The sequence below is a fragment of the Streptomyces sp. NPDC096013 genome (genome assembly GCF_044763565.1).
Lineage (GTDB): Bacteria > Actinomycetota > Actinomycetes > Streptomycetales > Streptomycetaceae > Streptomyces.
The window spans coordinates 259,845-282,345 of record NZ_JBIWGK010000010.1; the positions used below are offsets into that span (position 1 = coordinate 259,845).

General features: G+C 69.0%; 24 protein-coding genes. 20 read left to right on the forward strand and 4 right to left on the reverse strand.

The genetic code is table 11. The features are described 5' to 3' along the window. The first annotated feature begins 24 nt into the window (after window positions 1-24). The 10 genes from secY (at window position 25) to truA (ending at window position 7,431) form a co-directional block, all read left to right on the forward strand. Complete coding sequence (gene secY / locus ACIRB1_RS31085) at window positions 25-1,338, forward strand: preprotein translocase subunit SecY (RefSeq protein WP_328831007.1); 1,314 nt, start codon at window positions 25-27, stop codon at window positions 1,336-1,338. Further along, window positions 1,338-2,003, forward strand: a complete 666-nt coding sequence (locus ACIRB1_RS31090) for an adenylate kinase (RefSeq protein ID WP_352184891.1) — start codon at window positions 1,338-1,340, stop codon at window positions 2,001-2,003. Before secY ends, ACIRB1_RS31090 begins: the two co-directional genes overlap by 1 nt. A gap of 103 nt (window positions 2,004-2,106) precedes the next feature. Beyond that, window positions 2,107-2,943 carry a type I methionyl aminopeptidase gene (map, locus tag ACIRB1_RS31095; RefSeq protein ID WP_352184892.1) on the forward strand — a complete coding sequence of 279 codons (837 nt, stop codon included), beginning with the start codon at window positions 2,107-2,109 and terminating at the stop codon, window positions 2,941-2,943. Window positions 2,944-3,180: 237 nt separating this feature from the next. Next, the gene (infA, locus tag ACIRB1_RS31100; protein WP_003948620.1) at window positions 3,181-3,402 is read left to right on the forward strand and encodes a translation initiation factor IF-1; all 222 of its coding nucleotides are present in this window, start codon (window positions 3,181-3,183) and stop codon (window positions 3,400-3,402) included. A gap of 59 nt (window positions 3,403-3,461) precedes the next feature. Beyond that, complete coding sequence (rpmJ, locus tag ACIRB1_RS31105; RefSeq protein ID WP_003998809.1) at window positions 3,462-3,575, forward strand: 50S ribosomal protein L36; 114 nt, start codon at window positions 3,462-3,464, stop codon at window positions 3,573-3,575. Between the two features lie 205 nt (window positions 3,576-3,780). Beyond that, window positions 3,781-4,161 carry a 30S ribosomal protein S13 gene (gene rpsM / locus ACIRB1_RS31110; protein WP_019055531.1) on the forward strand — a complete coding sequence of 127 codons (381 nt, stop codon included), beginning with the start codon at window positions 3,781-3,783 and terminating at the stop codon, window positions 4,159-4,161. 69 nt (window positions 4,162-4,230) lie between these two features. Next, the gene (rpsK, locus tag ACIRB1_RS31115) at window positions 4,231-4,635 is read left to right on the forward strand and encodes a 30S ribosomal protein S11 (protein ID WP_003956432.1); all 405 of its coding nucleotides are present in this window, start codon (window positions 4,231-4,233) and stop codon (window positions 4,633-4,635) included. Between the two features lie 139 nt (window positions 4,636-4,774). Then, complete coding sequence (locus ACIRB1_RS31120) at window positions 4,775-5,797, forward strand: DNA-directed RNA polymerase subunit alpha (RefSeq protein ID WP_019055532.1); 1,023 nt, start codon at window positions 4,775-4,777, stop codon at window positions 5,795-5,797. A gap of 162 nt (window positions 5,798-5,959) precedes the next feature. Next, window positions 5,960-6,454, forward strand: coding sequence for a 50S ribosomal protein L17 (gene rplQ, locus ACIRB1_RS31125; RefSeq protein WP_352184893.1), 495 nt, complete (start codon window positions 5,960-5,962; stop codon window positions 6,452-6,454). A 131-nt stretch (window positions 6,455-6,585) separates the two neighbouring features. Beyond that, window positions 6,586-7,431 (forward strand): tRNA pseudouridine(38-40) synthase TruA, encoded by an 846-nt coding sequence (gene truA, locus ACIRB1_RS31130; protein WP_403467730.1) that lies wholly within the window; start codon window positions 6,586-6,588, stop codon window positions 7,429-7,431. 40 nt (window positions 7,432-7,471) lie between these two features. On the opposite strand, the gene ACIRB1_RS31135 is transcribed toward truA, so the two are convergent. Further along, a complete protein-coding gene (locus tag ACIRB1_RS31135) occupies window positions 7,472-8,344 on the reverse strand; it encodes a hypothetical protein (protein WP_352184895.1) in 873 nt (290 codons plus the stop codon). Between the two features lie 348 nt (window positions 8,345-8,692). Here ACIRB1_RS31135 and rplM point away from each other — a divergent pair, with 348 nt between their 5' ends. The 3 genes from rplM (at window position 8,693) to glmM (ending at window position 11,261) form a co-directional block, all read left to right on the forward strand. After that, complete coding sequence (gene rplM / locus ACIRB1_RS31140; protein ID WP_045559465.1) at window positions 8,693-9,136, forward strand: 50S ribosomal protein L13; 444 nt, start codon at window positions 8,693-8,695, stop codon at window positions 9,134-9,136. Between the two features lie 44 nt (window positions 9,137-9,180). Further along, entirely contained in the window at window positions 9,181-9,708 is a 528-nt protein-coding gene (rpsI, locus tag ACIRB1_RS31145; protein ID WP_328831012.1) for a 30S ribosomal protein S9, read from the forward strand. 194 nt (window positions 9,709-9,902) lie between these two features. After that, window positions 9,903-11,261: a phosphoglucosamine mutase gene (gene glmM / locus ACIRB1_RS31150; RefSeq protein WP_403467731.1), complete on the forward strand. Its 1,359-nt coding sequence runs from the start codon at window positions 9,903-9,905 to the stop codon at window positions 11,259-11,261. On the opposite strand, the gene ACIRB1_RS31155 is transcribed toward glmM, so the two are convergent. Together ACIRB1_RS31155 and coaA are read right to left on the reverse strand one after the other, a co-directional pair. Continuing rightward, complete coding sequence (locus tag ACIRB1_RS31155; protein ID WP_403467732.1) at window positions 11,258-12,202, reverse strand: DUF389 domain-containing protein; 945 nt, start codon at window positions 12,200-12,202, stop codon at window positions 11,258-11,260. The genes glmM and ACIRB1_RS31155 overlap by 4 nt on opposite strands. Before the next feature lie 31 nt (window positions 12,203-12,233). Next, window positions 12,234-13,202, reverse strand: coding sequence for a type I pantothenate kinase (gene coaA, locus ACIRB1_RS31160; protein WP_352184928.1), 969 nt, complete (start codon window positions 13,200-13,202; stop codon window positions 12,234-12,236). Window positions 13,203-13,413: 211 nt separating this feature from the next. On the opposite strand from coaA, the gene glmS reads away from it, so the two are divergent. Further along, window positions 13,414-15,261, forward strand: a complete 1,848-nt coding sequence (gene glmS, locus ACIRB1_RS31165) for a glutamine--fructose-6-phosphate transaminase (isomerizing) (protein ID WP_352184898.1) — start codon at window positions 13,414-13,416, stop codon at window positions 15,259-15,261. A 144-nt stretch (window positions 15,262-15,405) separates the two neighbouring features. On the opposite strand, the gene ACIRB1_RS31170 is transcribed toward glmS, so the two are convergent. Continuing rightward, entirely contained in the window at window positions 15,406-16,287 is an 882-nt protein-coding gene (locus tag ACIRB1_RS31170; RefSeq protein WP_352184929.1) for an RNA polymerase sigma factor SigF, read from the reverse strand. Between the two features lie 267 nt (window positions 16,288-16,554). Between ACIRB1_RS31170 and ACIRB1_RS31175 the strand changes: the two genes are divergently transcribed. The 6 genes from ACIRB1_RS31175 to ACIRB1_RS31200 all read left to right on the forward strand — a co-directional run bounded on the left by ACIRB1_RS31175 (window position 16,555) and on the right by ACIRB1_RS31200 (window position 21,915). Then, entirely contained in the window at window positions 16,555-16,932 is a 378-nt protein-coding gene (locus ACIRB1_RS31175) for an STAS domain-containing protein (RefSeq protein ID WP_266769331.1), read from the forward strand. A 208-nt stretch (window positions 16,933-17,140) separates the two neighbouring features. Beyond that, window positions 17,141-17,668: an ATP-binding protein gene (locus ACIRB1_RS31180; RefSeq protein ID WP_352184899.1), complete on the forward strand. Its 528-nt coding sequence runs from the start codon at window positions 17,141-17,143 to the stop codon at window positions 17,666-17,668. Window positions 17,669-17,867: 199 nt separating this feature from the next. After that, the gene (locus tag ACIRB1_RS31185; protein ID WP_352184900.1) at window positions 17,868-18,599 is read left to right on the forward strand and encodes an LPXTG cell wall anchor domain-containing protein; all 732 of its coding nucleotides are present in this window, start codon (window positions 17,868-17,870) and stop codon (window positions 18,597-18,599) included. Between the two features lie 30 nt (window positions 18,600-18,629). Next, complete coding sequence (locus ACIRB1_RS31190; protein ID WP_403467733.1) at window positions 18,630-19,475, forward strand: hypothetical protein; 846 nt, start codon at window positions 18,630-18,632, stop codon at window positions 19,473-19,475. Beyond that, a complete protein-coding gene (locus tag ACIRB1_RS31195) occupies window positions 19,472-20,578 on the forward strand; it encodes a hypothetical protein (protein ID WP_403467734.1) in 1,107 nt (368 codons plus the stop codon). The genes ACIRB1_RS31190 and ACIRB1_RS31195 overlap by 4 nt, the downstream gene beginning before the upstream one ends. Further along, window positions 20,575-21,915 (forward strand): hypothetical protein, encoded by a 1,341-nt coding sequence (locus ACIRB1_RS31200; protein WP_403467735.1) that lies wholly within the window; start codon window positions 20,575-20,577, stop codon window positions 21,913-21,915. Before ACIRB1_RS31195 ends, ACIRB1_RS31200 begins: the two co-directional genes overlap by 4 nt. Window positions 21,916-22,501 lie beyond the last annotated feature (586 nt).

The following is a 22,501-nucleotide window of genomic DNA, read 5'->3' on the forward strand; positions in this document are numbered from 1 at the left end:
CGCGCGGGGGTCGCAGGAGGCACCGTGCTCACCGCGTTCGCCCGGGCGTTCAGGACGCCCGACCTGCGCAAGAAGCTGCTCTTCACGCTCGGCATCATCGTGGTCTACCGGGTCGGTACCCACGTTCCGATCCCCGGCGTCAACTACACGGCCGTACAGCAGTGTGTGACCGAGGCCTCCGGCAACCAGGGCCTCTTCGGTCTCGTCAACATGTTCTCCGGCGGTGCGCTGCTGCAGATCACGGTCTTCGCGCTCGGCATCATGCCGTACATCACGGCAAGCATCATTCTGCAGCTGCTGACCGTGGTGATCCCGCGTCTGGAAGCCCTCAAGAAAGAGGGCCAGGCCGGTACGGCGAAGATCACTCAGTACACGCGCTATCTGACCGTGGCACTCGCCATCCTTCAGGGCACCGGCCTGGTGGCCACCGCCCGCAGCGGCGCCCTCTTCTCCGGCTGCACGGTCGCGACGAGCATCGTCCCCGACCGCGCCATCTTCACGACCATCACCATGGTCGTCACCATGACCGCCGGCACCGGCGTCGTGATGTGGCTCGGCGAGCTCATCACCGACCGCGGCATCGGCAACGGCATGTCGATCCTGATGTTCATCTCGATCGCGGCCACCTTCCCCTCCGCGCTGTGGACCATCAAGAAGCAGGGCACGCTGGCCGGCGGCTGGATCGAGTTCGGCACCGTCATCCTCGTCGGCCTGGTGATGGTCGGCCTGGTGGTCTTCGTCGAACAGGCCCAGCGCCGCATTCCCGTGCAGTACGCGAAGCGCATGATCGGCCGCCGTTCCTACGGCGGTACGTCGACCTACATCCCGCTGAAGGTCAATCAGGCGGGTGTGATTCCCGTCATCTTCGCGTCGTCGCTGCTCTACATCCCGGCTCTGGTCGCGCAGTTCTCCAGCGGCGACGCCGCCTGGAAGACCTGGGTGACGCAGAACCTGACCAAGGGTGACCACCCGATCTACATCACCGCGTACTTCCTCCTGATCGTTTTCTTCGCGTTCTTCTACGTGGCGATCTCGTTCAACCCCGAGGAAGTAGCGGACAACATGAAGAAGTATGGTGGCTTCATCCCGGGCATCCGGGCTGGCCGACCGACCGCTGAGTACCTGAGCTACGTACTCAACCGGATCACCTGGCCGGGTTCGCTGTACTTGGGTCTGATCGCTCTCGTCCCGACGATGGCGTTGGTTGGCTTCGGGGCAAGCCAGAACTTCCCGTTCGGTGGCACCAGCATCCTGATCATCGTGGGTGTCGGTCTGGAGACGGTGAAGCAGATCGAGAGCCAGCTCCAGCAGCGCAATTACGAAGGGTTCCTCCGCTGATGCGAATCGTCCTCGTCGGGCCGCCGGGTGCCGGTAAGGGAACGCAGGCTGTGCGTCTCGCCAAGACGCTGCACATCCCGCACATCTCCACGGGCGACCTCTTCCGTGCCAACATCAGTCAGGCCACGGAACTCGGCAAACTGGCGAAGTCCTACATGGACGCGGGCAACCTGGTCCCGGACGAGGTCACCATCGCGATGGCCAAGGACCGCATGGAGCAGCCGGACGCGGTCAACGGCTTCCTCCTGGACGGGTTTCCGCGCAATGTGTCGCAGGCCGAGGCGCTGGACGAGCTGCTGAAGACCGAGGGCATCAAGCTGGACGCGGTCCTGGACCTGGAGGTCCCGGAGGACGAGGTGGTCCGGCGCATCGCCGGCCGCCGCATCTGCCGCAAGGACTCCAGCCATGTCTTCCACGTGACCTACAGCCCCCCGCAGCAGGACGGCGTCTGTGACGTCTGCGGCGGCGAGCTGTACCAGCGCGACGACGACTCCGAGGACACGGTCCGTACGCGCCTGGAGGTCTACCACACGCAGACCGAGCCGATCATCGACTACTACAAGGCCCAGGGCCTGGTGGTCACGATCTCCGCGCTCGGCCCGGTGGACGAGGTCACGCAGCGGGCGCTCGACGCGCTGAAGGGCGAGGACGAGGGCGACAAGTAGTCGTCAGGCAGATCCGGCCGCGGTGCCCGCAGGGGTGCCGCGGCCGTACTGTTGTACAGGTACATCACCGGTAGGACGCGGAAGACGGAGAGCGCAGGCCCCCATGGTGCAGATCAAGACCCCCGAGCAGATCTCCAAGATGCGCGAGGCGGGGCTGGTCGTCGCCGCGATCCACGCGGCCACGCGTGAGGCGGCCGTACCCGGAGCGAGCACGAAGGACCTGGACGAGGTCGCCCGCAAGGTCCTCGCCGACCACAACGCGAAGCCGAACTTCCTTGGCTACGGCGGCTTCCCCGCGACGATCTGCACCTCGGTGAACGAGGTCGTCGTCCACGGCATCCCCTCCGAGGACGTCGTCCTGAAGGACGGCGACATCATCTCCATCGACTGCGGCGCGATCATCGACGGCTGGCACGGGGACGCGGCGTACACCGCGTTCGTCGGCTCCGGCCACTCCCCGGAGCTCATCGAGCTGTCCCGGGTCACCGAGGAGTCGATGTGGGCCGGCATCGCCGCGATGAAGCTCGGCAATCGGCTCGTCGACATCTCCCGTGCCATCGAGACGTACATCCGCCGGCAGCCGAAGCCGGGCGGCGGGAAGTACGGGATCGTCGAGGACTACGGCGGCCACGGCATCGGTACGGAGATGCACATGGACCCGCATCTGCTGAACTACGTGGAGAAGCGGCGGGGCAAGGGGCCCAAGCTGGTCCCGGGGTTCTGTCTGGCGATCGAGCCGATGGTGTCCCTGGGGACCCCGAAGACCGAGGTGCTCTCCGACGACTGGACGGTCATCACGACCGACGGGACGTGGTCCTCGCACTGGGAGCACTCGATCGCGCTGACGGAGGAGGGGCCGCTCGTGCTGACGGCTCCCGACGGGGGCAGGGCGAAGCTGGCCGAGTACGGGATCACGGCTGCGCCGGATCCGCTCGCGTAGTTCTTCGTCCGCGCGCCCGCTGGGGCTGGTCGCGCAGTTCCCCGCGCCCCTGAAAGGACAGGGCATTGCCGCGCCCTGTGCTTAAGGATCTCGACTCCGGGGCATCCTTCCTCGATTCGTCTTTCCGAGTGGCCTGACGTAGACTGACTCGTCGGCTCTCGTGCACCCGCATGTCCGCATGCACCCCGCAAGGGGACGCACAGAGTCGATCAAGGTAGTCGATTCGAAGGGCGAAGCGTGGCCAAGAAGCAAGGTGCCATCGAGATCGAAGGCACTGTCGTCGAGTCTCTCCCGAACGCCATGTTCAAGGTGGAGCTCCAGAACGGCCACCAGGTCCTGGCACACATCAGCGGCAAGATGCGTATGCACTACATCCGCATCCTCCCTGACGACCGGGTCGTGGTGGAGCTGTCTCCGTACGACCTGACGCGTGGCCGGATCGTCTACCGCTACAAGTAGATCTTGCCCAGGCTCCGCGCAAGCGGCGCCGAAGGCAACTGACCCGGAGAACCTCACCAATGAAGGTCAAGCCGAGCGTCAAGAAGATCTGCGACAAGTGCAGGGTGATCCGCCGTCACGGTCGGGTCATGGTCATCTGCGAGAACCCGCGCCACAAGCAGCGCCAGGGCTGACGCACGACCTTCCCTCTGCATTCATCGCAGAGTTTCGCGCGACGCGAGCAGTACATGTTCATACGCAGGACCCGGGCGTAGTAGGCGCCCGACACCCCCGGCTCGGAGGCTGGGGACCCACGCCGTACCAAATCTTCCGCGGAAGAGGCCGGCGGCTGGGATCCGGTTCTGCGGAAGACCTCCGAAGATCAACTGGAGCCATTGAATGGCACGCGTTTCCGGTGTCGACATCCCGCGCGAAAAGCGTGTGGAGGTCGCCCTCACCTACGTGTTCGGCATTGGTCGGACCCTTTCCCAGCTGACGCTGGCCGAGACCGGCATCGACCCCAACACCCGCGTTCGCGACCTCTCGGAAGAGCAGCTCGTCGCGATCCGCGAGTACGTCGACGCCAACATCAAGACCGAGGGTGACCTCCGTCGCGAGATCCAGGCCGACATCCGCCGCAAGGTGGAGATCGGCTGCTACCAGGGTCTCCGTCACCGTCGTGGTCTGCCCGTTCGCGGTCAGCGCACCAGCACGAACGCTCGTACCCGCAAGGGTCCGCGTCGCGCCATCGCCGGCAAGAAGAAGCCGGGCAAGAAGTAGTCCACAGCGGACAACGCTTCACCAGCGGTCTTCGCTGTAGGACCGACCACCTCCCCGTAGGAGTAATAGATGCCCCCCAAGGGTCGTCAGGGCGCTGCCAAGAAGGTGCGCCGCAAGGAAAAGAAGAACGTCGCTCACGGCCACGCGCACATCAAGAGCACGTTCAACAACACGATCGTCTCGATCACGGACCCCTCGGGCAACGTGATCTCCTGGGCCTCCGCCGGCCACGTCGGCTTCAAGGGCTCGCGCAAGTCCACCCCCTTCGCCGCGCAGATGGCCGCCGAGTCGGCCGCCCGTCGCGCGCAGGAGCACGGCATGCGCAAGGTTGACGTCTTCGTGAAGGGCCCGGGCTCCGGTCGCGAGACCGCGATCCGCTCCCTCCAGGCCACTGGCCTCGAGGTCGGCTCCATCCAGGACGTCACCCCCACCCCGCACAACGGCTGCCGTCCGCCGAAGCGCCGCCGCGTCTGACGCACGGTTCGCCTGAGGTTTCGGGCGGTACGGCTCGTAAGGGTCGTGCCGCCCGTACCCTTGTAGCTGTATCAACATCGGGCTGACGCCCGGTGGCAAGGGCGTCAAATAGCGGGCGCCCATGACAGAAGGATCGAACATGCTGATTGCTCAGCGCCCCTCGTTGACCGAAGAGGTCGTCGACGAGTTCCGCTCCCGGTTCGTCATCGAGCCGCTGGAGCCGGGCTTCGGCTACACCCTCGGCAACTCCCTCCGTCGTACGCTCCTCTCCTCGATCCCCGGCGCTGCTGTCACCAGCATCCGGATCGACGGTGTCCTGCACGAGTTCACCACCGTGCCGGGCGTCAAGGAGGACGTCACCGACCTGATCCTCAACATCAAGCAGCTGGTCGTCTCCTCGGAGCACGACGAGCCGGTCGTGATGTACCTGCGCAAGCAGGGCCCGGGTCTGGTCACCGCCGCCGACATCGCGCCCCCGGCCGGTGTCGAGGTGCACAACCCCGACCTCGTCCTGGCCACGCTGAACGGCAAGGGCAAGCTGGAGATGGAGCTGACCGTCGAGCGCGGTCGCGGCTACGTCTCCGCCGTGCAGAACAAGCAGGTGGGCCAGGAGATCGGCCGTATCCCGGTCGACTCCATCTACAGCCCGGTGCTGAAGGTCACGTACAAGGTCGAGGCCACGCGTGTCGAGCAGCGGACCGACTTCGACAAGCTGATCGTCGACGTCGAGACCAAGCAGGCCATGCGTCCCCGTGACGCCATGGCGTCGGCCGGCAAGACCCTGGTGGAGCTGTTCGGTCTCGCCCGCGAGCTGAACATCGACGCCGAGGGCATCGACATGGGCCCGTCCCCGACGGACGCCGCCCTTGCCGCTGACCTCGCCCTGCCGATCGAGGAGCTGGAGCTCACGGTCCGCTCCTACAACTGCCTCAAGCGCGAGGGCATCCACTCCGTGGGTGAGCTCGTGGCGCGTTCCGAGGCCGACCTCCTGGACATCCGCAACTTCGGTGCGAAGTCCATCGACGAGGTCAAGGCGAAGCTGGCCGGCATGGGCCTGGCCCTGAAGGACAGCCCGCCCGGATTCGACCCGACGGCCGCTGCCGACGCCTTTGGCGCCGACGACGACGTGGACGCCGGGTTCGTCGAGACCGAGCAGTACTAGGCGCTTCGCGAGGACGCCGGATTTTGGCTGCGGACCGGCTGTGGCTGGTCGCGCAGTTCCCCGCGCCCCTTACGGGGCTCGGGGTCTCCGACGGGCGATCGCCCGCTCGGACACTGACCTCGGTACCTGATACGGCCGGGGCAGACACCTAGGAGAAACACCATGCCGAAGCCCACCAAGGGTGCCCGTCTGGGCGGCAGTGCCGCGCACGAGAAGCTGCTCCTCGCGAACCTCGCGAAGTCGCTCTTCGAGCACGGCCGCATCACCACCACCGAGGCGAAGGCCCGCAAGCTGCGGCCGTACGCCGAGCGTCTGATCACCAAGGGCAAGAAGGGCGACCTTCACAACCGCCGTCAGGTGCTTCAGGTGATCACGGACAAGAGCGTCGTCCACACGCTCTTCACCGAGATCGGCCCGCGCTACGAGAACCGTCCCGGTGGCTACACCCGTATCACCAAGATCGGTAACCGTCGTGGCGACAACGCGCCCATGGCTGTCATCGAGCTCGTCGAGGCGCTGACTGTCGCACAGGCTGCGACGGGTGAGGCCGAGGCGGCGACGAAGCGTGCGGCCAAGGACAACGAGGCTGCGGCTCCTGCCGAGGTCGTCGAGGACGCCAAGCCGGTCGAAGCCGACGAGGAGTCGAAGGACGCGTAACACCGTCTCTCGGCTGCCGGTCCGCTGTGGCCGGTTGCGCAGTTCCCCGCGCCCCTTGAAAACGGGGTGTGTGGCGGGTCCGTTCCTTTCGGGGGGCGGGCCCGCTTTTGTGTACCTGAAAGGATCCAGGGGTGAGTGACGAAGTTCAGCCTGGTCATGTCCGCGTACGACTCGACCTTTCCTACGACGGGACCGGCTTCTCCGGGTGGGCCAGGCAGGCCGGGGGGCGGCGGACCGTGCAGGGGGAGGTCGAGGAGGCGCTGCGGACGGTGACGCGGTCGGGGGAGGTGGCGTACGACCTGACCGTGGCCGGACGGACCGATGCCGGGGTGCATGCCCGGGGGCAGGTGGCCCATGTCGATCTGCCGGGAGAGGTGTGGGAGGAGCACCGCGAGAAGCTGCTGAAGCGGCTTGCGGGGCGGCTGCCGAAGGATGTGCGGGTGTGGGGCGTCACGGAGGCCGCCGAGGGCTTCAACGCGCGGTTCGCGGCCCTGTGGCGGCGTTACGTCTACCGGGTGGGGGACCGGCCGGGGGGCGTGGACCCGTTGCTGCGGAACCATGTGCTGTGGCACGACTGGGAGTTGGACGTCGACGTGATGGACGCCGCCGCAAAGTCCCTGGTCGGGGAGCATGACTTCGCCGCCTACGCGAAGAAGCGCGAGGGCGCGTCGACCGTGCGGGAGATCTTCGACTTCGGGGTGCGGCGGCGCGGTGACGGGGTCATCGAGATCGAGGTGCGCGCCGACGCCTTCTGCCACAACCAAGTGCGGTCCATGGTCGGCGCGTTGCTGTTCGTCGGCGACGGGCACCGGGGCGCCGAGTGGCCGCGGAAGGTGCTGGACGCGGGCGTACGGGACAGTGCCGTGCATGTCGTACGGCCGCTCGGTCTGACCCTGGAGGAGGTCGCCTATCCGGCGGACGAGGGGCTCGCGGAGCGGCAGTTGCTGGCCCGGCGGGTGCGGGGCACCGTGCACTGAGGGGCCGGTCGGGCGCCAACTTCCGTCGGCGCCCCGCTCGTTACTGTGCCGCCGCCGAAGCCTGGGTCTCGCCGCGGGCGTGGATCTGGTCGAAGGCGAACTTGCCGAGGTCGTCGCCGATCGTGAAGACCGCGGTGTCCTTCGCCGTCACGTCCTTGCCGTTGTCGAAGCCGGCGATCGTGAAGTAGGCGTAGCGGCCGTAGGAGTTGGTGGTCGTGCGGCAGATGGCGCCGTCGCAGAACGGCTTGACGCCCTTGCCGGAGAGGGACTTGACGACGCTCTTGGTGTCCGCCTGGCCCTTGACCTTCGTCGCCTGGGCCTCGGTGTCGAAGAGGGCGACGCCGACCGTGACCGCGATGTTGCCCTTGACGTACGTGACCCGCATGAGGCGGGTGCAGCCGTTCGCGGTGAGGACCTTGGGGAGGGTGCCCGCGGCGACCGAGGCGCAGTTCGTGGTGTCGGCCGTCGGGCCCTTCTTGTACACGGTCGAGGCGACCGTTAGCTGGGTGCCCGGGAAGAGGGTGGTGGGGCTGAGCGGCGCGGTGTCCTTCGCCTTGCTGGAGATGAACTCCTTCGGGTCCAGCGGCGGGGGCGCGCTGGTCGGGGCGAAGGACGGCGAGGTGGCGCCGGTGGGCAGGGACCCGCTCGCGGGCAGGTTCGTGGGCTTGCCGGACGCGCTGTCGTCGCCGTTCGCCGAGACCACGGCCATGGCCACGGCCGTCCCGACGGCCACCGTCGCGAGCGCGCCGCCGCCTATGAACAGCAGGCGCTTGCGTCTGTTGCGCGTCTCCGACGCCTCGGCGAGCGCGGCCCAGTCCGGGGTCTGCTCGTCGACGTTGCCGCCCCACGGCTGCTGCGAATTGGGTTTCCAGGGATCCCACTGGGACTGGGGTCCCCCCTGTCCGAAGCTCATGGGTCGCATCCTAGACGGGGTGACGGGGGTACCGGTGCGCCTCAATGAGGCCTGTGGCGACTGACGTTGGGGAAGTCACGGTAAGTGGTTCCACGGTCGCTGTCCGCTGTGGAACGGGGTCGGCCCCACGCGTTTTGACCCGTCCGGGGCGGCGCGGGTACTCTTACGGTTTGTTATGCGTATCGGCTTGGTCCCTTGCGGACAAGAGGCCCTTACGTAGGTTCCCTGGAGCAGTTACCAGTGGGCGGCATACGGGCAGGGTCCCCGGCACTGTCGTCCCCAGCTGCACGATCGCTTCAGTGATGCCATGTGTCAGGCCCTATCCACTGAAGAAGTGAAGGCTACGAAGTGCGTACGTACAGCCCCAAGCCCGGCGATGTGACTCGCCAGTGGCACGTCATCGACGCCCAGGACATCGTCCTCGGCCGTCTGGCTACCACTGCTGCGAACCTCCTCCGCGGCAAGCACAAGCCGACCTATGCCCCCCACATGGACATGGGCGACTTCGTCATCATCATCAACGCCGACAAGGTTCACCTGTCCGGCAACAAGAAGACCCAGAAGCTGGCGTACCGCCACTCCGGTTACCCGGGTGGTCTGCGCTCCGTCCGTTACGACGAGCTGCTGGCGAAGAACCCCGAGAAGGCCGTCGAGAAGGCCATCAAGGGCATGATCCCCAAGAACACCCTGGGCCGTCAGATGCTCAGCAAGCTGAAGGTCTACTCGGGCGACCAGCACCCGCACGCTGCGCAGCAGCCGGTGCCGTTCGAGATCACCCAGGTCGCGCAGTAGTTCCGGCCACACCCCCTAAGACAGAAAAGAATCTGAGGAGAACCGTGGCCGAGACCACCGTTGAGCAGCCGGTCGAAGAGACCGAGACCGAGCTCGTCGACATCGAGAGCTACACCACCGAGTCCGACGTCCCCGTCGAGGGTGAGTACACGTCGGAGTCGCTCGCCGGCCGCTTCGGCGACCCGCAGCCGGCCGCCGGCCTGGGCCGTCGCAAGAACGCCATCGCGCGCGTTCGCATCGTGCCCGGCACCGGCAAGTGGAAGGTCAACGGGCGCACGCTCGAGGACTACTTCCCGAACAAGGTCCACCAGCAGGAAGTCAACGAGCCCTTCAAGGTGCTCGAGCTGGACGGCCGCTACGACGTCATCGCCCGCATCTCGGGTGGCGGCGTCTCCGGTCAGGCCGGTGCCCTGCGCCTCGGCGTGGCCCGCGCGCTGAACGAGGCCGACGTGGACAACAACCGCGGCGCCCTCAAGAAGGCCGGTTACCTCCGTCGCGACGACCGTGCGGTCGAGCGCAAGAAGGCCGGTCTCAAGAAGGCCCGCAAGGCTCCGCAGTACAGCAAGCGCTAGATCCCGCCTGCTGTCTGTACTCCGAACGCCCCGGCGGCACGCCAGTCGTGCCGCCGGGGCGTTCGTTTATCACAGCGCGGGGCGTATAACGGCACAAGACGCTCAAAGGCTTGTGTGATCGGATGACCAGGCATCGTATGCCTGGAACGCAGGACTTTCGCCTTGCAGAACTTTCGCCTTCCTCAGGAGGACAAGTGGGACGACTCTTCGGCACGGACGGCGTGCGCGGTGTCGCCAACGCGGATCTGACGGCCGAGATGGCGCTCGGCCTCTCCGTCGCCGCGGCGCACGTGCTCGCCGAGGCGGGCACCTTCGCCGGCCACCGGGCGACGGCCGTGGTCGGGCGGGACCCGCGCGCGTCCGGGGAGTTCCTGGAGGCCGCCGTGGTCGCGGGCCTGGCCAGCGCCGGCGTGGACGTGCTGCTCGTCGGCGTGCTGCCCACCCCCGCGGTGGCGTATCTCACCGGCGTGCTGGGCGCCGACCTCGGCGTGATGCTCTCCGCGAGCCACAACGCCATGCCGGACAACGGCGTGAAGTTCCTCGCCCGCGGCGGGCACAAGCTCGACGACGAGCTGGAGGACCGGATCGAGAAGATCTACGACGAGCACCGCACCGGCGCCCCCTGGGACCGCCCGACCGGTGCGGGCGTGGGCAGGATCCGGCACTACAGCGAAGGCTTCGACCAGTACGTCGCCCACCTCATCGGCGTGCTCCCGAACCGGCTCGACGGCCTGAAGATCGTCCTCGACGAGGCGCACGGCGCCGCCGCCCGGGTCTCCCCGGAGGCGTTCTCGCGGGCCGGTGCCGAGGTCGTCACGATCGGCGCGGACCCCGACGGGCTCAACATCAACGACGGGTGCGGCTCGACCCACCTGGATCTCCTCAAGGCCGCCGTCGTCGAGCACGGCGCGGACTTCGGCATCGCGCACGACGGTGACGCCGACCGCTGCCTGGCCGTGGACCACACCGGCGAAGAGGTCGACGGGGATCAGATCATGGCCGTGATCGCGCTGGCGATGCGGGAGCGTTCCGCACTGCGCTCCGACACCGTCGTCGCGACCGTCATGTCGAACCTGGGCTTCAAACTGGCCATGGAGCGCGAGGGCCTGACGCTCGTCCAGACCGCGGTCGGCGACCGCTACGTCCTGGAGGAGATGAAGGAGCACGGCTACGCGCTGGGCGGCGAGCAGTCCGGCCACGTCATCATCCTGGACCACGCGACCACCGGCGACGGCACGCTGACCGGCCTGATGCTGGCGGCGCGGGTCGCCGCCACGGGTCGTACGCTCAAGGACCTCGCGTCCGTGATGACGCGGCTGCCGCAGGTCCTCATCAACGTGCCCGACGTGGACCGCACCCGGGTCGGCACCTCCGCGGACCTGGCCGCCGCGGTGGCCGAGGCGGAGCGTGAACTCGGCTCCACGGGACGGGTGTTGCTGCGTCCGTCCGGTACCGAGCCGCTGGTCCGGGTGATGGTGGAGGCCGCCGACATCGACCAGGCCCGGTCGGTGGCGGGACGGTTGGCGGATGCCGTGAAGTCGGCGCTCGGCTAGGTGGGCCGAGCGGTGGCGCGCTCGCGCTGCCAGGCCCAGAAGGTCTTCTGCGCCAGCAGTGTGAGCGTGCCCGCCGCGACGATCCCCCCGAGGTTGGCGAGGAGCTGCCAACTGGAGCCCCACGTCTGGGAGTAGTCGCGGTAGCTGAAGGCCACGGCGGCGTTCGCGGCGGCCGGGACGGTCGTCACCGAGATCGCGACACCGATCAGCGCACCGGACTTGGCCGAGGTGAGGGACAGCGTGCCCGCGATGCCGGCCAGGAAGGCCACGACGAAGGACATCAAGTCGGGCTTCCAGATGAAGGCGGTGTTGGGCCGGGCCGCCTCCACCATCGACTTCTCGAACAGGCCGAAGGCGTCCAGCAGCCAGCTGAAGCCCGCCGTCAGCAGCATGGCCGCGGCGAACCCGGCCAGCAGCGCCCACAGCGACCGCCACACCAGCTGCGGCGCCCTCCGCACCAGCGCGGTGGAGATCCCGGCGAGCGGCCCGAACTCCGGTCCCACGGCCATCGCGCCCACGATCAGGATCGCGTTGTCCAGCATCACACCGCAGGCCGCGAGCATCGTGGCGACGGCCAGGAACGCGACGTAGGTGACGGTGAGCGTCGACTCCTCGTGGGTGGCGTCCGCGAGGTGCTCCCACAGGACGGCGTCGGCACCCTCGCCCGGCGCGTCCTCCTCGGCCCGGTCGGCCCGCTCCGACAGCGACAGGCCGATCTCGTCGACGGCGATGGAACCGGTGCGGTCCAGCCCCGACTCCCGTAGCGCGCTGATGAGTTCGTCGCCGGCCTCGCGGGCGACGTCGCACATCACGACATCGCCGACGGGGTCGCGGGCGGCGCCGGTCAGGACGACGAGATGCGCGGTGCCGACCGTCGACTCGATCAGCCGGACCACGTCGTCGGTCCGGTCGGCGGGGGTGATCAGGCGCAGATGCAGCATGACGCCTTTCTAACAGGCGCCCGCCGCGGATCTACAGCTTGCGCAGCCTCAGCCGCTGGACCTTGTGGTCGGTGCCCTTGCGGATGACCAGGGTGGCGCGGCCCCGGGTGGGGGCGATGTTCTCGACCAGGTTGGGCTTGTTGATGGTGCGCCAGAGGGTCCGGGCGTAGTCGACGGCCTCCTCCTCGGAGACCTGGGTGTACTTGCGGAAGTACGAGTCGGGGTTCTGGAACGCGGTGGCGCGCAGCTTGCGGAACCGGTTCAGGTACCAGCGCTCGATGTCCTCGGCGCTCGCGTCGACGTAGACACTGAAGTCGAAGTAGTCGGCGAGCCCGACGCGGGTGCGGCCGTCCTTGCCGGGGAGCGCGGGCTGAAGCACGTTGAGCCCCTCGACGATCAGGATGTCCGGGCGGCGGACGGTGAGCCGCTGGTCGGGGACGATGTCGTAGATGAGGTGGGAGTAGACGGGCGCGGTGACCTCGTCCTTGCCGGCCTTGATGTCGGCGACGAAACGGGTCAGCGCGCGGCGGTCGTACGACTCCGGGAACCCCTTGCGCGACATCAGCCCGCGTGCCTCCAACTCCCGGGTGGGCAGCAGGAATCCGTCGGTGGTGACCAGCTCCACGCGGGGGTGCTCGGGCCAGCGGGAGAGCAGCGCCTGGAGGAGACGGGCGACGGTCGACTTCCCTACGGCGACGGAGCCGGCGACGCCTATGACGAACGGCGTGCCGGACTGGGACCCCTGCTCGCCCAGGAAGGTGTTCAGGGCGCCTCGGAGCGCGTCCGTGGCGCCGACGTAGAGATTGAGGAGTCTGGAGAGCGGGAGGTAGATGTCCCGCACCTCGTCGAGGTCGATGACATCACCGAGGCCACGCAGCTTCTCGACCTCCTCGGCGGTGAGCGGCAGCGGCGTCTTGTCGCGCAGCGCGCTCCACTCGGCTCGGGTGAGGTCGACGTAGGGAGTCGCCTCCGGCTTGTGCCGGTGGGCGCTCCGGGGCATCGGGGAGACCGGGGAGATCACCAGTCCATTGTTAACGGAGTTTGAACGGGGTGGTGGGTGGGGTGCGTCACGTGGGGTGGCATCGGGGCGTGGGCTGGGGCCCCGGGCCCTGACCCGGTGGGCGGTATCCCCCGTCGATCGTGGCCGTAATTTCCGAAATCGGGCACGGAGTGCCGGGTTCGGGCGGGGTTCGGCGCCTAGGCTGCGGCGCATGTGCGGAATCGTGGGATACGTGGGGTCGCAGTCGGCGCTCGATGTCGTGATGGCCGGGCTGAAGCGGCTGGAGTACCGGGGGTACGACTCGTCGGGGGTCGCCGTGCTCGCGGACGGTGGGCTGGCGGCGGCGAAGAAGGCGGGGAAACTCGTCAATCTGGAGAAGGAACTGGTCGACCGCCCGCTGCCCGCGGGGTCGACCGGCATCGGGCACACGCGCTGGGCCACGCACGGCGGCCCGACCGACGCGAACGCCCACCCGCATCTCGACAACGCGGGCCGGGTCGCCGTCGTCCACAACGGCATCATCGAGAACTTCGCCTGTCTGCGGGCCGAGCTGGCCGAGCGCGGGCACGACCTCGCCTCCGACACGGACACCGAGGTGGTCGCGCATCTGCTGGCCGAGGAGTTCTCGGCGTGCGCGGACCTGGCGGAGGCGATGCGGCAGGTGTGCCGGCGGCTGGAGGGCGCGTTCACGCTGGTCGCGGTGCACGCGGACGAGCCGGACGTGGTCGTGGGGGCGCGGCGCAACTCGCCGCTCGTGGTCGGGGTCGGCGAGGGTGAGGCCTTTCTCGCCTCCGACGTCGCCGCGTTCATCGCCCACACGCGCTCCGCGATCGAGCTGGGCCAGGACCAGGTCGTCGAGCTGCGCCGGGACGGGGTGACCGTCACCGGGTTCGACGGCGCTCCGGCCGAGGTCCGCTCCTATCACGTCGACTGGGACGCCTCCGCCGCCGAGAAGGGCGGCTACGACTACTTCATGCTCAAGGAGATCGCCGAGCAGCCGAAGGCGGTCGCCGACACGCTGCTGGGCCGGATCGACGCGGCGGGCCTGCTCACCCTGGACGAAGTCCGCATCCCCGTCCATGAGTTGAGGGAGATCGACAAGGTCGTCATCGTCGCCTGCGGTACGGCCTTCCACGCCGGCCTGATCGCCAAGTACGCCATCGAGCACTGGACCCGGATTCCCTGTGAGGTGGAGCTGGCCAGCGAGTTCCGGTACCGGGACCCGATCCTCGGGGCCCGCTCGCTGGTGATCGCCATCTCCCAGTCCGGCGAGACGATGGACACCCTGATGGCGCTGCGGCACGCCCGTGAGCAGGGTTCGAAGGTCCTGGCCATCTGCAACACCAACGGGTCGACGATCCCCCGTGAGTCGGACGCGGTGCTGTACACGCACGCCGGGCCCGAGGTCGCGGTGGCGTCGACGAAGGCGTTCCTGACGCAGCTGGTCGCGTGCTACCTCGTGGCGCTGTATCTCGGGCAGGTCCGCGGCACCAAGTGGGGGGACGAGATCCAGGCCGTCATCCGGGACCTGTCGCAGATCTCCGGTGAGGTCGAGCGGGTGCTGGAAACCATGGAGCCGGTACGGGAGTTGGCGCGCTCGGTCGCCTCCAAGAACACCGTGCTGTTCCTGGGGCGGCACGTCGGTTATCCCGTCGCTCTCGAAGGCGCCCTGAAACTCAAGGAGTTGGCGTACATGCACGCCGAGGGCTTCGCGGCGGGCGAGCTGAAGCACGGGCCGATCGCCCTGATCGAGGAGGGCATGCCGGTCGTCGTGGTCGTGCCGTCGCCGCGCGGGCGGTCCGTGCTGCACGACAAGATCGTGTCCAACATCCAGGAGATCCGGGCGCGGGGCGCGATGACGATCGTGATCGCGGAGGAGGGCGACGACACGGTCGTACCGTACGCGGACCATCTGATCCGGATTCCGGTCACCCCGACCCTGCTCCAACCGCTGGTCGCGACCGTGCCGTTGCAGGTGTTCGCCTGCGAGCTGGCGACGGCTCGGGGCAACGAGGTGGACCAGCCGCGGAATCTGGCGAAGTCGGTGACGGTGGAGTAGGCGGCCACGGCGGCGGCGGTGGCACCTGGTTGTCCCAGCCGCGTGCGCCGGGCTTCCCGGGGCGGGAACTGCCTGAGCGCGGCGCACGCGGTTGCGCGCCGCGCTCGGCACAGGCAGGGGGACGGGCCGCCGGGGAGAGCAGGGCTACTCCTCGACCGTGAGTCCCTTTCGCAGTTTCGTCAGGGTGCGCGACAGCAGCCGCGACACGTGCATCTGCGAGATGCCCAGTTCGTCGCCGATCTCCGACTGCGTCATGTTGGCCACGAAGCGCAGGGAGAGGATCTGCCGGTCCCGGGACGGGAGTTCGGCGATCAGGGGCTTCAACGACTCGACGTACTCGATGCCTTCGAGTCCGTGGTCCTCGTAGCCGATGCGGTCCGCGAGGGCGCCCTCGGAGTCGTCCTCCTCGGGCTGGGCGTCAAGTGAGCTGGCCGTGTAGGCGTTTGACGCCGCCATGCCCTCGACGACCTCGTCCCTCGAGATCTTCAGGCGCTCCGCCAGCTCGCCCACGGTGGGGGCGCGGTCGAGCTGCTGGGCCAGTTCGTCGCCGGCCTTGGCGAGGTCCAGCCGGAGTTCCTGGAGCCGGCGCGGGACGCGCACGGACCATGAGGTGTCACGGAAGAAGCGCTTGATCTCCCCGACGATGGTTGGCATCGCGAAAGTGGGGAACTCGACACCGCGGCTGAGTTCGAAACGGTCGATCGCCTTGATCAGGCCGACGGTGCCGACCTGGATGATGTCCTCCATCGGCTCGCTGCGCGAGCGGAAGCGGGAGGCGGCGAACTTGACCAGCGCGAGGTTGAGTTCCACGAGCGTGTTGCGGACGTACGAGTATTCGTGCGTGCCTTCTTCGAGCGATTCGAGCCGCTCGAAGAGGGTCTTGGAAAGCGCCCGCGCGTCGACTGCGCCGACCTCGTCGTACGGGGGGATCTCGGGGAGCCCCTCGATGGCGGTGGGATCCAGTTGAGCCGGTGGGGGTGTCGACGTCGCTGCCGGGGTAGGCGATGCGTCGAGCCGGGGTGACATGGTGTCCTCCATCGTTCTCGGCATATGGCTGCCGAAGCCGGTGCGTGCACTGCGGAGTGCGGCGCCTCCAAAGCCGGTCGTGTCGGTCATATCGAATGTCCAATACTTGTCCCTACTAGCCCTACCCGTTTTCTGGAGCCCGCCGCAAGTGCGTTGTGCGCCCATATGTCTGAATATGGGCGTTTGTTCGGGTGTCAGAGAGTGTGAGGAAGGCGTAGTGTTCCAGGGCGAACGTCAACAGCCACGACCTCGGGAGAGAGAGACGGCATGGACCGCGGGACGGTCGGCAGCGCACAGTCGGGCCGGCTTCTGGTCGAGGTGCGGAAACAGGGCCTCAGCGCCGTTGTGACACCGGCGGGTGAGTTGGATCACCACACCGCCGATCTGTTGCGCGAACCGCTGGAGGACCTGCTCGCCCATGGGTACGCACGGCTCGTCGTGGACTGCTCACGACTGGAGTTCTGCGACTCCACGGGCCTCAACGTGCTGCTCGGCGCGCGCCTCAAGGCGGAAGCCGCAGGTGGTGGAGTGCATCTCGCGGGGATGATGCCCGCGGTGGCGCGCGTCTTCGAGATCACAGGGGCGGATGCGGTGTTCACCGTCCACGACACACTCGGGGCGGCCCTCGCCGACGAGTCCGGCTGAGCCCCCTTTCTGCCCGTGCGACCGGTGAATTACCCGCGCCTCGGCTTCCGTGCCGAGTAAGGGGTGTTTTGCCGGTTCGCTCGGGCAGGAGAACATCTGAACCTGTTGAGAACCAGAGCGACCAAAACGCTCGCGATCCACGTACTGACACTTGAACACGTACCGACTCTTGAATCGTGAACCGGTGAATCGGTGAGGTGAAGCGCTGATGAGCACCACCCGGCCCTACCCGCCGGGCGACCGCCCGGAGCCCGGTGGCGCTGCGGAGGCGCCCGCCGGAGGCGCTGCCGCGCCGTCCGTCGGGGACGACGCCGAACCGGCCGTGGGCCGGGACACCCGCAGGCTCAGTTTCGCGGGTGAGAGCGGCGTCGTCCCGCTGGCCCGCGACTTCGCCCGCCAGGCGCTGTACGCCTGGGGCTGGCTGCCCGCCGAGGGCGCCGACCGGCGCGCCGCCGCCGAGGATGTGCTCCTCGTCGTCTCCGAGCTGGTCACCAACGCCTGTCTGCACGCCGAGGGCCCGGACGAGATGTGGATCACCTGCGACAACAAGGTGATCCGCGTCGAGGTCTCCGACCGCGGCACCGGTCAGCCCGCCCCCAGAACCCCGCACCGCGCGGGCCGCCCCGGCGGCCACGGCATGTTCATCGTGCAGCGGCTGTGCCTGGACTGGGGGGTCGTCCGCGCGCCGGGCCTCACCGGAAAGACGGTATGGGCGGAACTGGGCGCGCCGGCCTAGCCCGGATCGTGCCCCTGCCCGCCCCCTGACCTGGTCCTCCCTTACCCACCTCGGGTTACCTCCGGTCACCCCCTCCACTCGGTGCTCCCCTCGCGCACGTCGGATCGTCACAACTCCGGCGTGCGTCTTGTCTTCCCTCCTCACGGGCCCGGGCGTACCTTGACGGCCGATCTGATGTGCCGTCAGGAATGAGGGGACCGTGTCGTACCAGAAACGAACCGCAGCGCTCGCGTCTGTCGCGGCCCTGGCCGGCTCGGCGGTATTCATGGCCGCCCCCGCAGCCCGGGCCGACGTGGTCGACGTCAACTACAAGTGCCAGACGCCCATCGGCGTCAAGACCGCCGTCTCGCCGATCGACATCAAGGGTGTCAAGAGCGGCAGCGGCTACCGGCTCACCATGTCCTGGCAGAAGGGCGTCTCCTCCAGCCCCGTCGAACTCGGCAAGGGGGCGATGAGCCCGAGCGCCACCATCAAGGTGGGCGGCGCGGACAGCGGCACGGTCTCGGTGTCGGGGCCGGCGAACCAGGCGGCGATTCCCGCCAACACCCCCATCAAGATCAACGACTTGACGGGTACGTACACCCCGAAGGCGTCCGGCAAGGTCACGTTCACCGCGGCCGTGCTCACCATCAAGGCCCTGGGTACGACGACGACGTGCACGCCGACCAACAGTCCCGGGCCGTCGCTCACGCTGGACGTGACAGGGTCGGGCGGTTCGTCGGGGGGCTCCGGCGGCTCCGGCGGGTCGACCGGCTCCACCGGTTCGACGGGGAGCGGCACCGGTACGGACTCCAGCGGCACGCTTCCGAAGACCGGCCCCGACGACTCGGTCATCGCCCTCGGCACGCTCGGCGGCACGGTCCTGCTCGCGGGCGCGGCGGGCACCCTGTGGCTGACCCGGCGCAACCAGACGGCCCGCGCCCGCCGCTGACAGCCCCCCGTACGCCCGCTGGAGCCGCCCATGCCGCCGTCGTCGACCGCCCGCGTCCTGTGTCTGTCCCTCCTCGCCCTCCTGGCGGCCGCGCCGACCGCAACGGCCGCCGGGGGATGGACCGTTGCGCCCGCGGGCGGCGGACGGCCGACGTTCTACGCCGAGGGCGAGCCCGGCACGACCCTCCAGGACACGGTGTCCGTGACCAACCCCACCACCCGCGCGGTCACCGTCCGGCTGCGTGCCACCGGCGTCCCGGTCACCTTCGCCGACACCGGGGTGCGGGTCCCCGCCCGCACCCGCGCCGACGTCCCGTTCACGGTGAACGTCCCGGCGACCGCCACCCCGGGCGACCGCACCGCCACGATCCTCGCGCGTGACACGAGGGGCCGGGAGGCGACCGTACGGCTTCAACTCCGGGTGCGCGGACCGGCGTTGTCGGCGCTGACCGTCGAACACGTCACGGTCCACGGCGACCGCATCGCCTACGAACTGGTCAACCGCGGCACCACCCCCCTCACCCCGACACTCGCCGTCCACGCCACCGGCGTCCTCGGCACCCTCCTCGACCGCGCCCCCCGCGCCCTCCCCGTCCAACTCCCGCCGGGCGCACGCCGGAAGCTCACCGAACCCTGGCCCGGCCACCCCACCCTGGACGCGGTCGACCTGCGCCTCACGGTCACGGCGGCCGGCGGCGCCCACGACACGGCGGACACGACGACACGGTTCGTGCCGTGGGGCGCGGTGACGGGGATCGGCGGTGCGGCGGTGGCCGGGAGCACGCTGCTTCTCGTACGACGGCAACGGCGCCGCAGGGGCGACGAGGTGGCCGAACATCCGCGGGCGGAAGCCGAGTTGACGGGAGCGGTGAGGTGAGCGGCAAGGTGCGGATACCGGCGCTGGTGGCGGTGCTCGCGCTGCTCCTGCTGCCGTTGGCGGGGGCGGCGCCGGCCGCGGCGGCGGGCGGGCCGGGTGTGAAGCTCTCCACGTCGCAGGCGGGGACGGGCGGTTCGATCACCGTCTCCGGCAGCGGGTGGCGGGCGCACGCCCTGCTGATGGTGCTGATCTGCGGGCAGGCGACGCCCGCGCGCGGGGTGATCGGCGGCACCAACTCCTGTGCCAACGCGGACGGCCGGGCCGTGACGACGGACGCCAAGGGCGCCTTCAGCAGGAAGCTGCCGGTGTCGGAGCCGCCCGTGCCGTGCCCGTGCGTGGTGCACGTGGCGACGGTGACCGGGGCGAGCGCGTCCGCCGACACGGTGTTCCAGGTGGCAGGACACGCGGTCGAACCACTCCCCGCGGAGCCCTCCGCCGGACGCCTGTCGGTCCTCTCGGACACCCGGCTGGACGGTTCGAGCGGCCTGCTGACCTGGTTCGGGGCGCCACCGTCCCGCACGCTGGTCTTCACCGTCGGCAACGCCGGCTCGTCCCCCGTCAAGAACCCCGTCTTCCAAGTCGGCACCTCCCACGGGGTGTTCGCGCCGCAGTGGGACGACCAGGAGTTCAACGGCACGATCGCGCCCGGCGGGAAGGCGGAGATCAGACTCCCGGTCGACCTCGCGGCCGGGGCGCACGGCGACTACACCGTCTCGATGAAGTACGGCGGCCGAGTCCTGGCCGAACAACCATGGGGAGTCGGCCGCCCCTGGGGCGTGACCCTGTTCTGGGTCCTGCTCTGCGTGGTCGTACCGGCGGCGGTGTTCCGCGTCGGGATGGCCGTGGTGGACCGGCTGCGCCCCCGCAAGGCGGCCCGCAGCACGGGCCCGCCCCGGCACCGGGCCCTGCACATGCCCGCCCAAGTCACCCTGCGCATGCCGAAGTTCGGCACGGCGGACCCCTCGCGTGAGGACGCCCCGACGACCTCGACCCTGCCGTGGTTCACCCCGGACTCCGATCCGGGCACGGCCGGTCGACTCTCCGCACCGCACGACGACAGCCCGACGAGTCCGACGACTCCCACCAGGAAGGGACTTACGTGAGCAAGCGAAGGAGAGTCATACCGGCCGGCGGAGGCGGTGTACGGAGAGCGGGTGCGGCGACGTTCGCGCTGGTCCTCGGCGGCGCGGGCCTCGCGCTCGGCCTGACCGCCGGGACCGCGCAGGCCGCCGAGGTGTCCTACGCCACCCACTGCGTGCCGCCCGCCGGAATCGACCCCGTCGACGGCACCACCAAGGTCGAGATCACCGCGCCCGCGACGGCGAAGGTCGGCGACACCGTCGACGTCGTCTGGAAGTTCACGCAGGCCGCGTCCAAGAACCCCGACATCATCGACCTTCCCGCCAACTCGGTCCAGCCGTCGGGGACGTTGAAGGCGAAGGGTGCGCAGACCGCCGACATCGCGATGCAGGGGCCGCGCGAGAACCCGGCGATTCCCAAGGGCGCGGTCATGACCCTGTCCGACATGAAGGGCTCCCTGAAGCTGACGACGCCGGGTGAGGTGACGCTGACCCCGGACGCGTACACGGTCAACGCGTTCTCGACGGACACGAAGTGCGCTCCTACGGCGACGGTCTCGCCGTCGGCGACGATCAACGTGACGGCGGGGGACGGCAGTTCGTCGAGTACGTCACCCACGCCATCGGACTCGCCGTCGGAATCCGCGTCGCCCAGTGATTCGGCGTCTGCGTCTGCGTCTGCGTCGGCATCGGCATCGGCGTCCGCCTCGTCGAGCGACGGCACCGGGACCGGGCAGACCGACTTCACCGGCAAGGAGGTCTCCGTCCCGTACGCGTGCAAGACGCCCATCGGCGACAAGAACGCGACCTCGCCCGTCCAGATCAACGCCTCGAAGGACGGCGGGAGTTACGCCCTCACCGTCCAGTTCAAGAAGTCGGTGATGGACAGCCCCGCCGACATCCCGGCGGGCTCCGTGAAACCGTCGATGGAGGTCACCCTGGGCGGCGCGGACAAGGGCACGGTCCATGTCGAGGGGCCGACCAACTCCGCCGCCATCAAGTCCGGCGACCCGATCGAGATACCGGACCTCACCGGCACGTACAAGCCCGGCGCGAGCGGCACGTCGACCCTCTCACCCGGGGTTCTCACGATCAACGCCCTCGGTACGACGACGACGTGCACGCCCACCAAGTCCGAGGTCTCCCTCACCCTCGACACGACGGCACAGGCCAGCGGCGCGTCCGGGGGTTCCTCCACGTCGGGCGGTACGTCCGGGTCGACGTCCACCTCCGGAGGCCTGGCGGAAACGGGCTCCGACAGCCACGGCGGCCTGAAGGCCCTCGGGTTGGTCTCCGGCACGGCGATCCTTTTGGGCGTGGCGGTGTTCACGTTCATGCCGGGGCGGAGGCGACTGCGCTAGCGAGGTGAAGGTTGGGCCACTCGCTTCTTGCCAGTGTCGGGCTTCCGCGGCCCGAGTAAAGGGCGCTCCGCTGCGCTGCGCGTCGGCTGCGCCGATGGCCCTGCGGGCCACCCTTGACTCGGTCCGCTCCAGCCCGTTGGAGAAGCGAGCGAGCGGCCCGGAGGAATGGGTGGCCAGCTAGGAATCCCCGTGCCGGTACTGGGCTGTGGACCGGTGTGGGGGGATGCGCGCTGGCGTCTCGCCTGCACGCCGCCTCGGCTCAGCGGCGACCGCCCAGTGGGGACTTCCCAACAGACAAAAGGCAGAGCAGAAGGGAAATGGCGAGAGGGGAGAGGCGAGGAGCGGGGGGGGCGAGGGACGGGGGACGAGGGGCAAGGGGCAGCGGGCAAGGGGGAGTGGGCAGCGGTCGGTGGGTAGGGGGTCGGCGGGTGGGGGTCGCTGGAAGCCGGGGGTAAATCTAACCACTGTCATGTGCTGTAACTGGTTAGAAAAGACCCGGGCCCGCACCGTCGCCCGCCCTAGCCCCGGCCCCACTTCCCCCGCCTCCCGCCCTGCCTCCCGTCTCTCCCCCCCGGGCCCTAGCCGT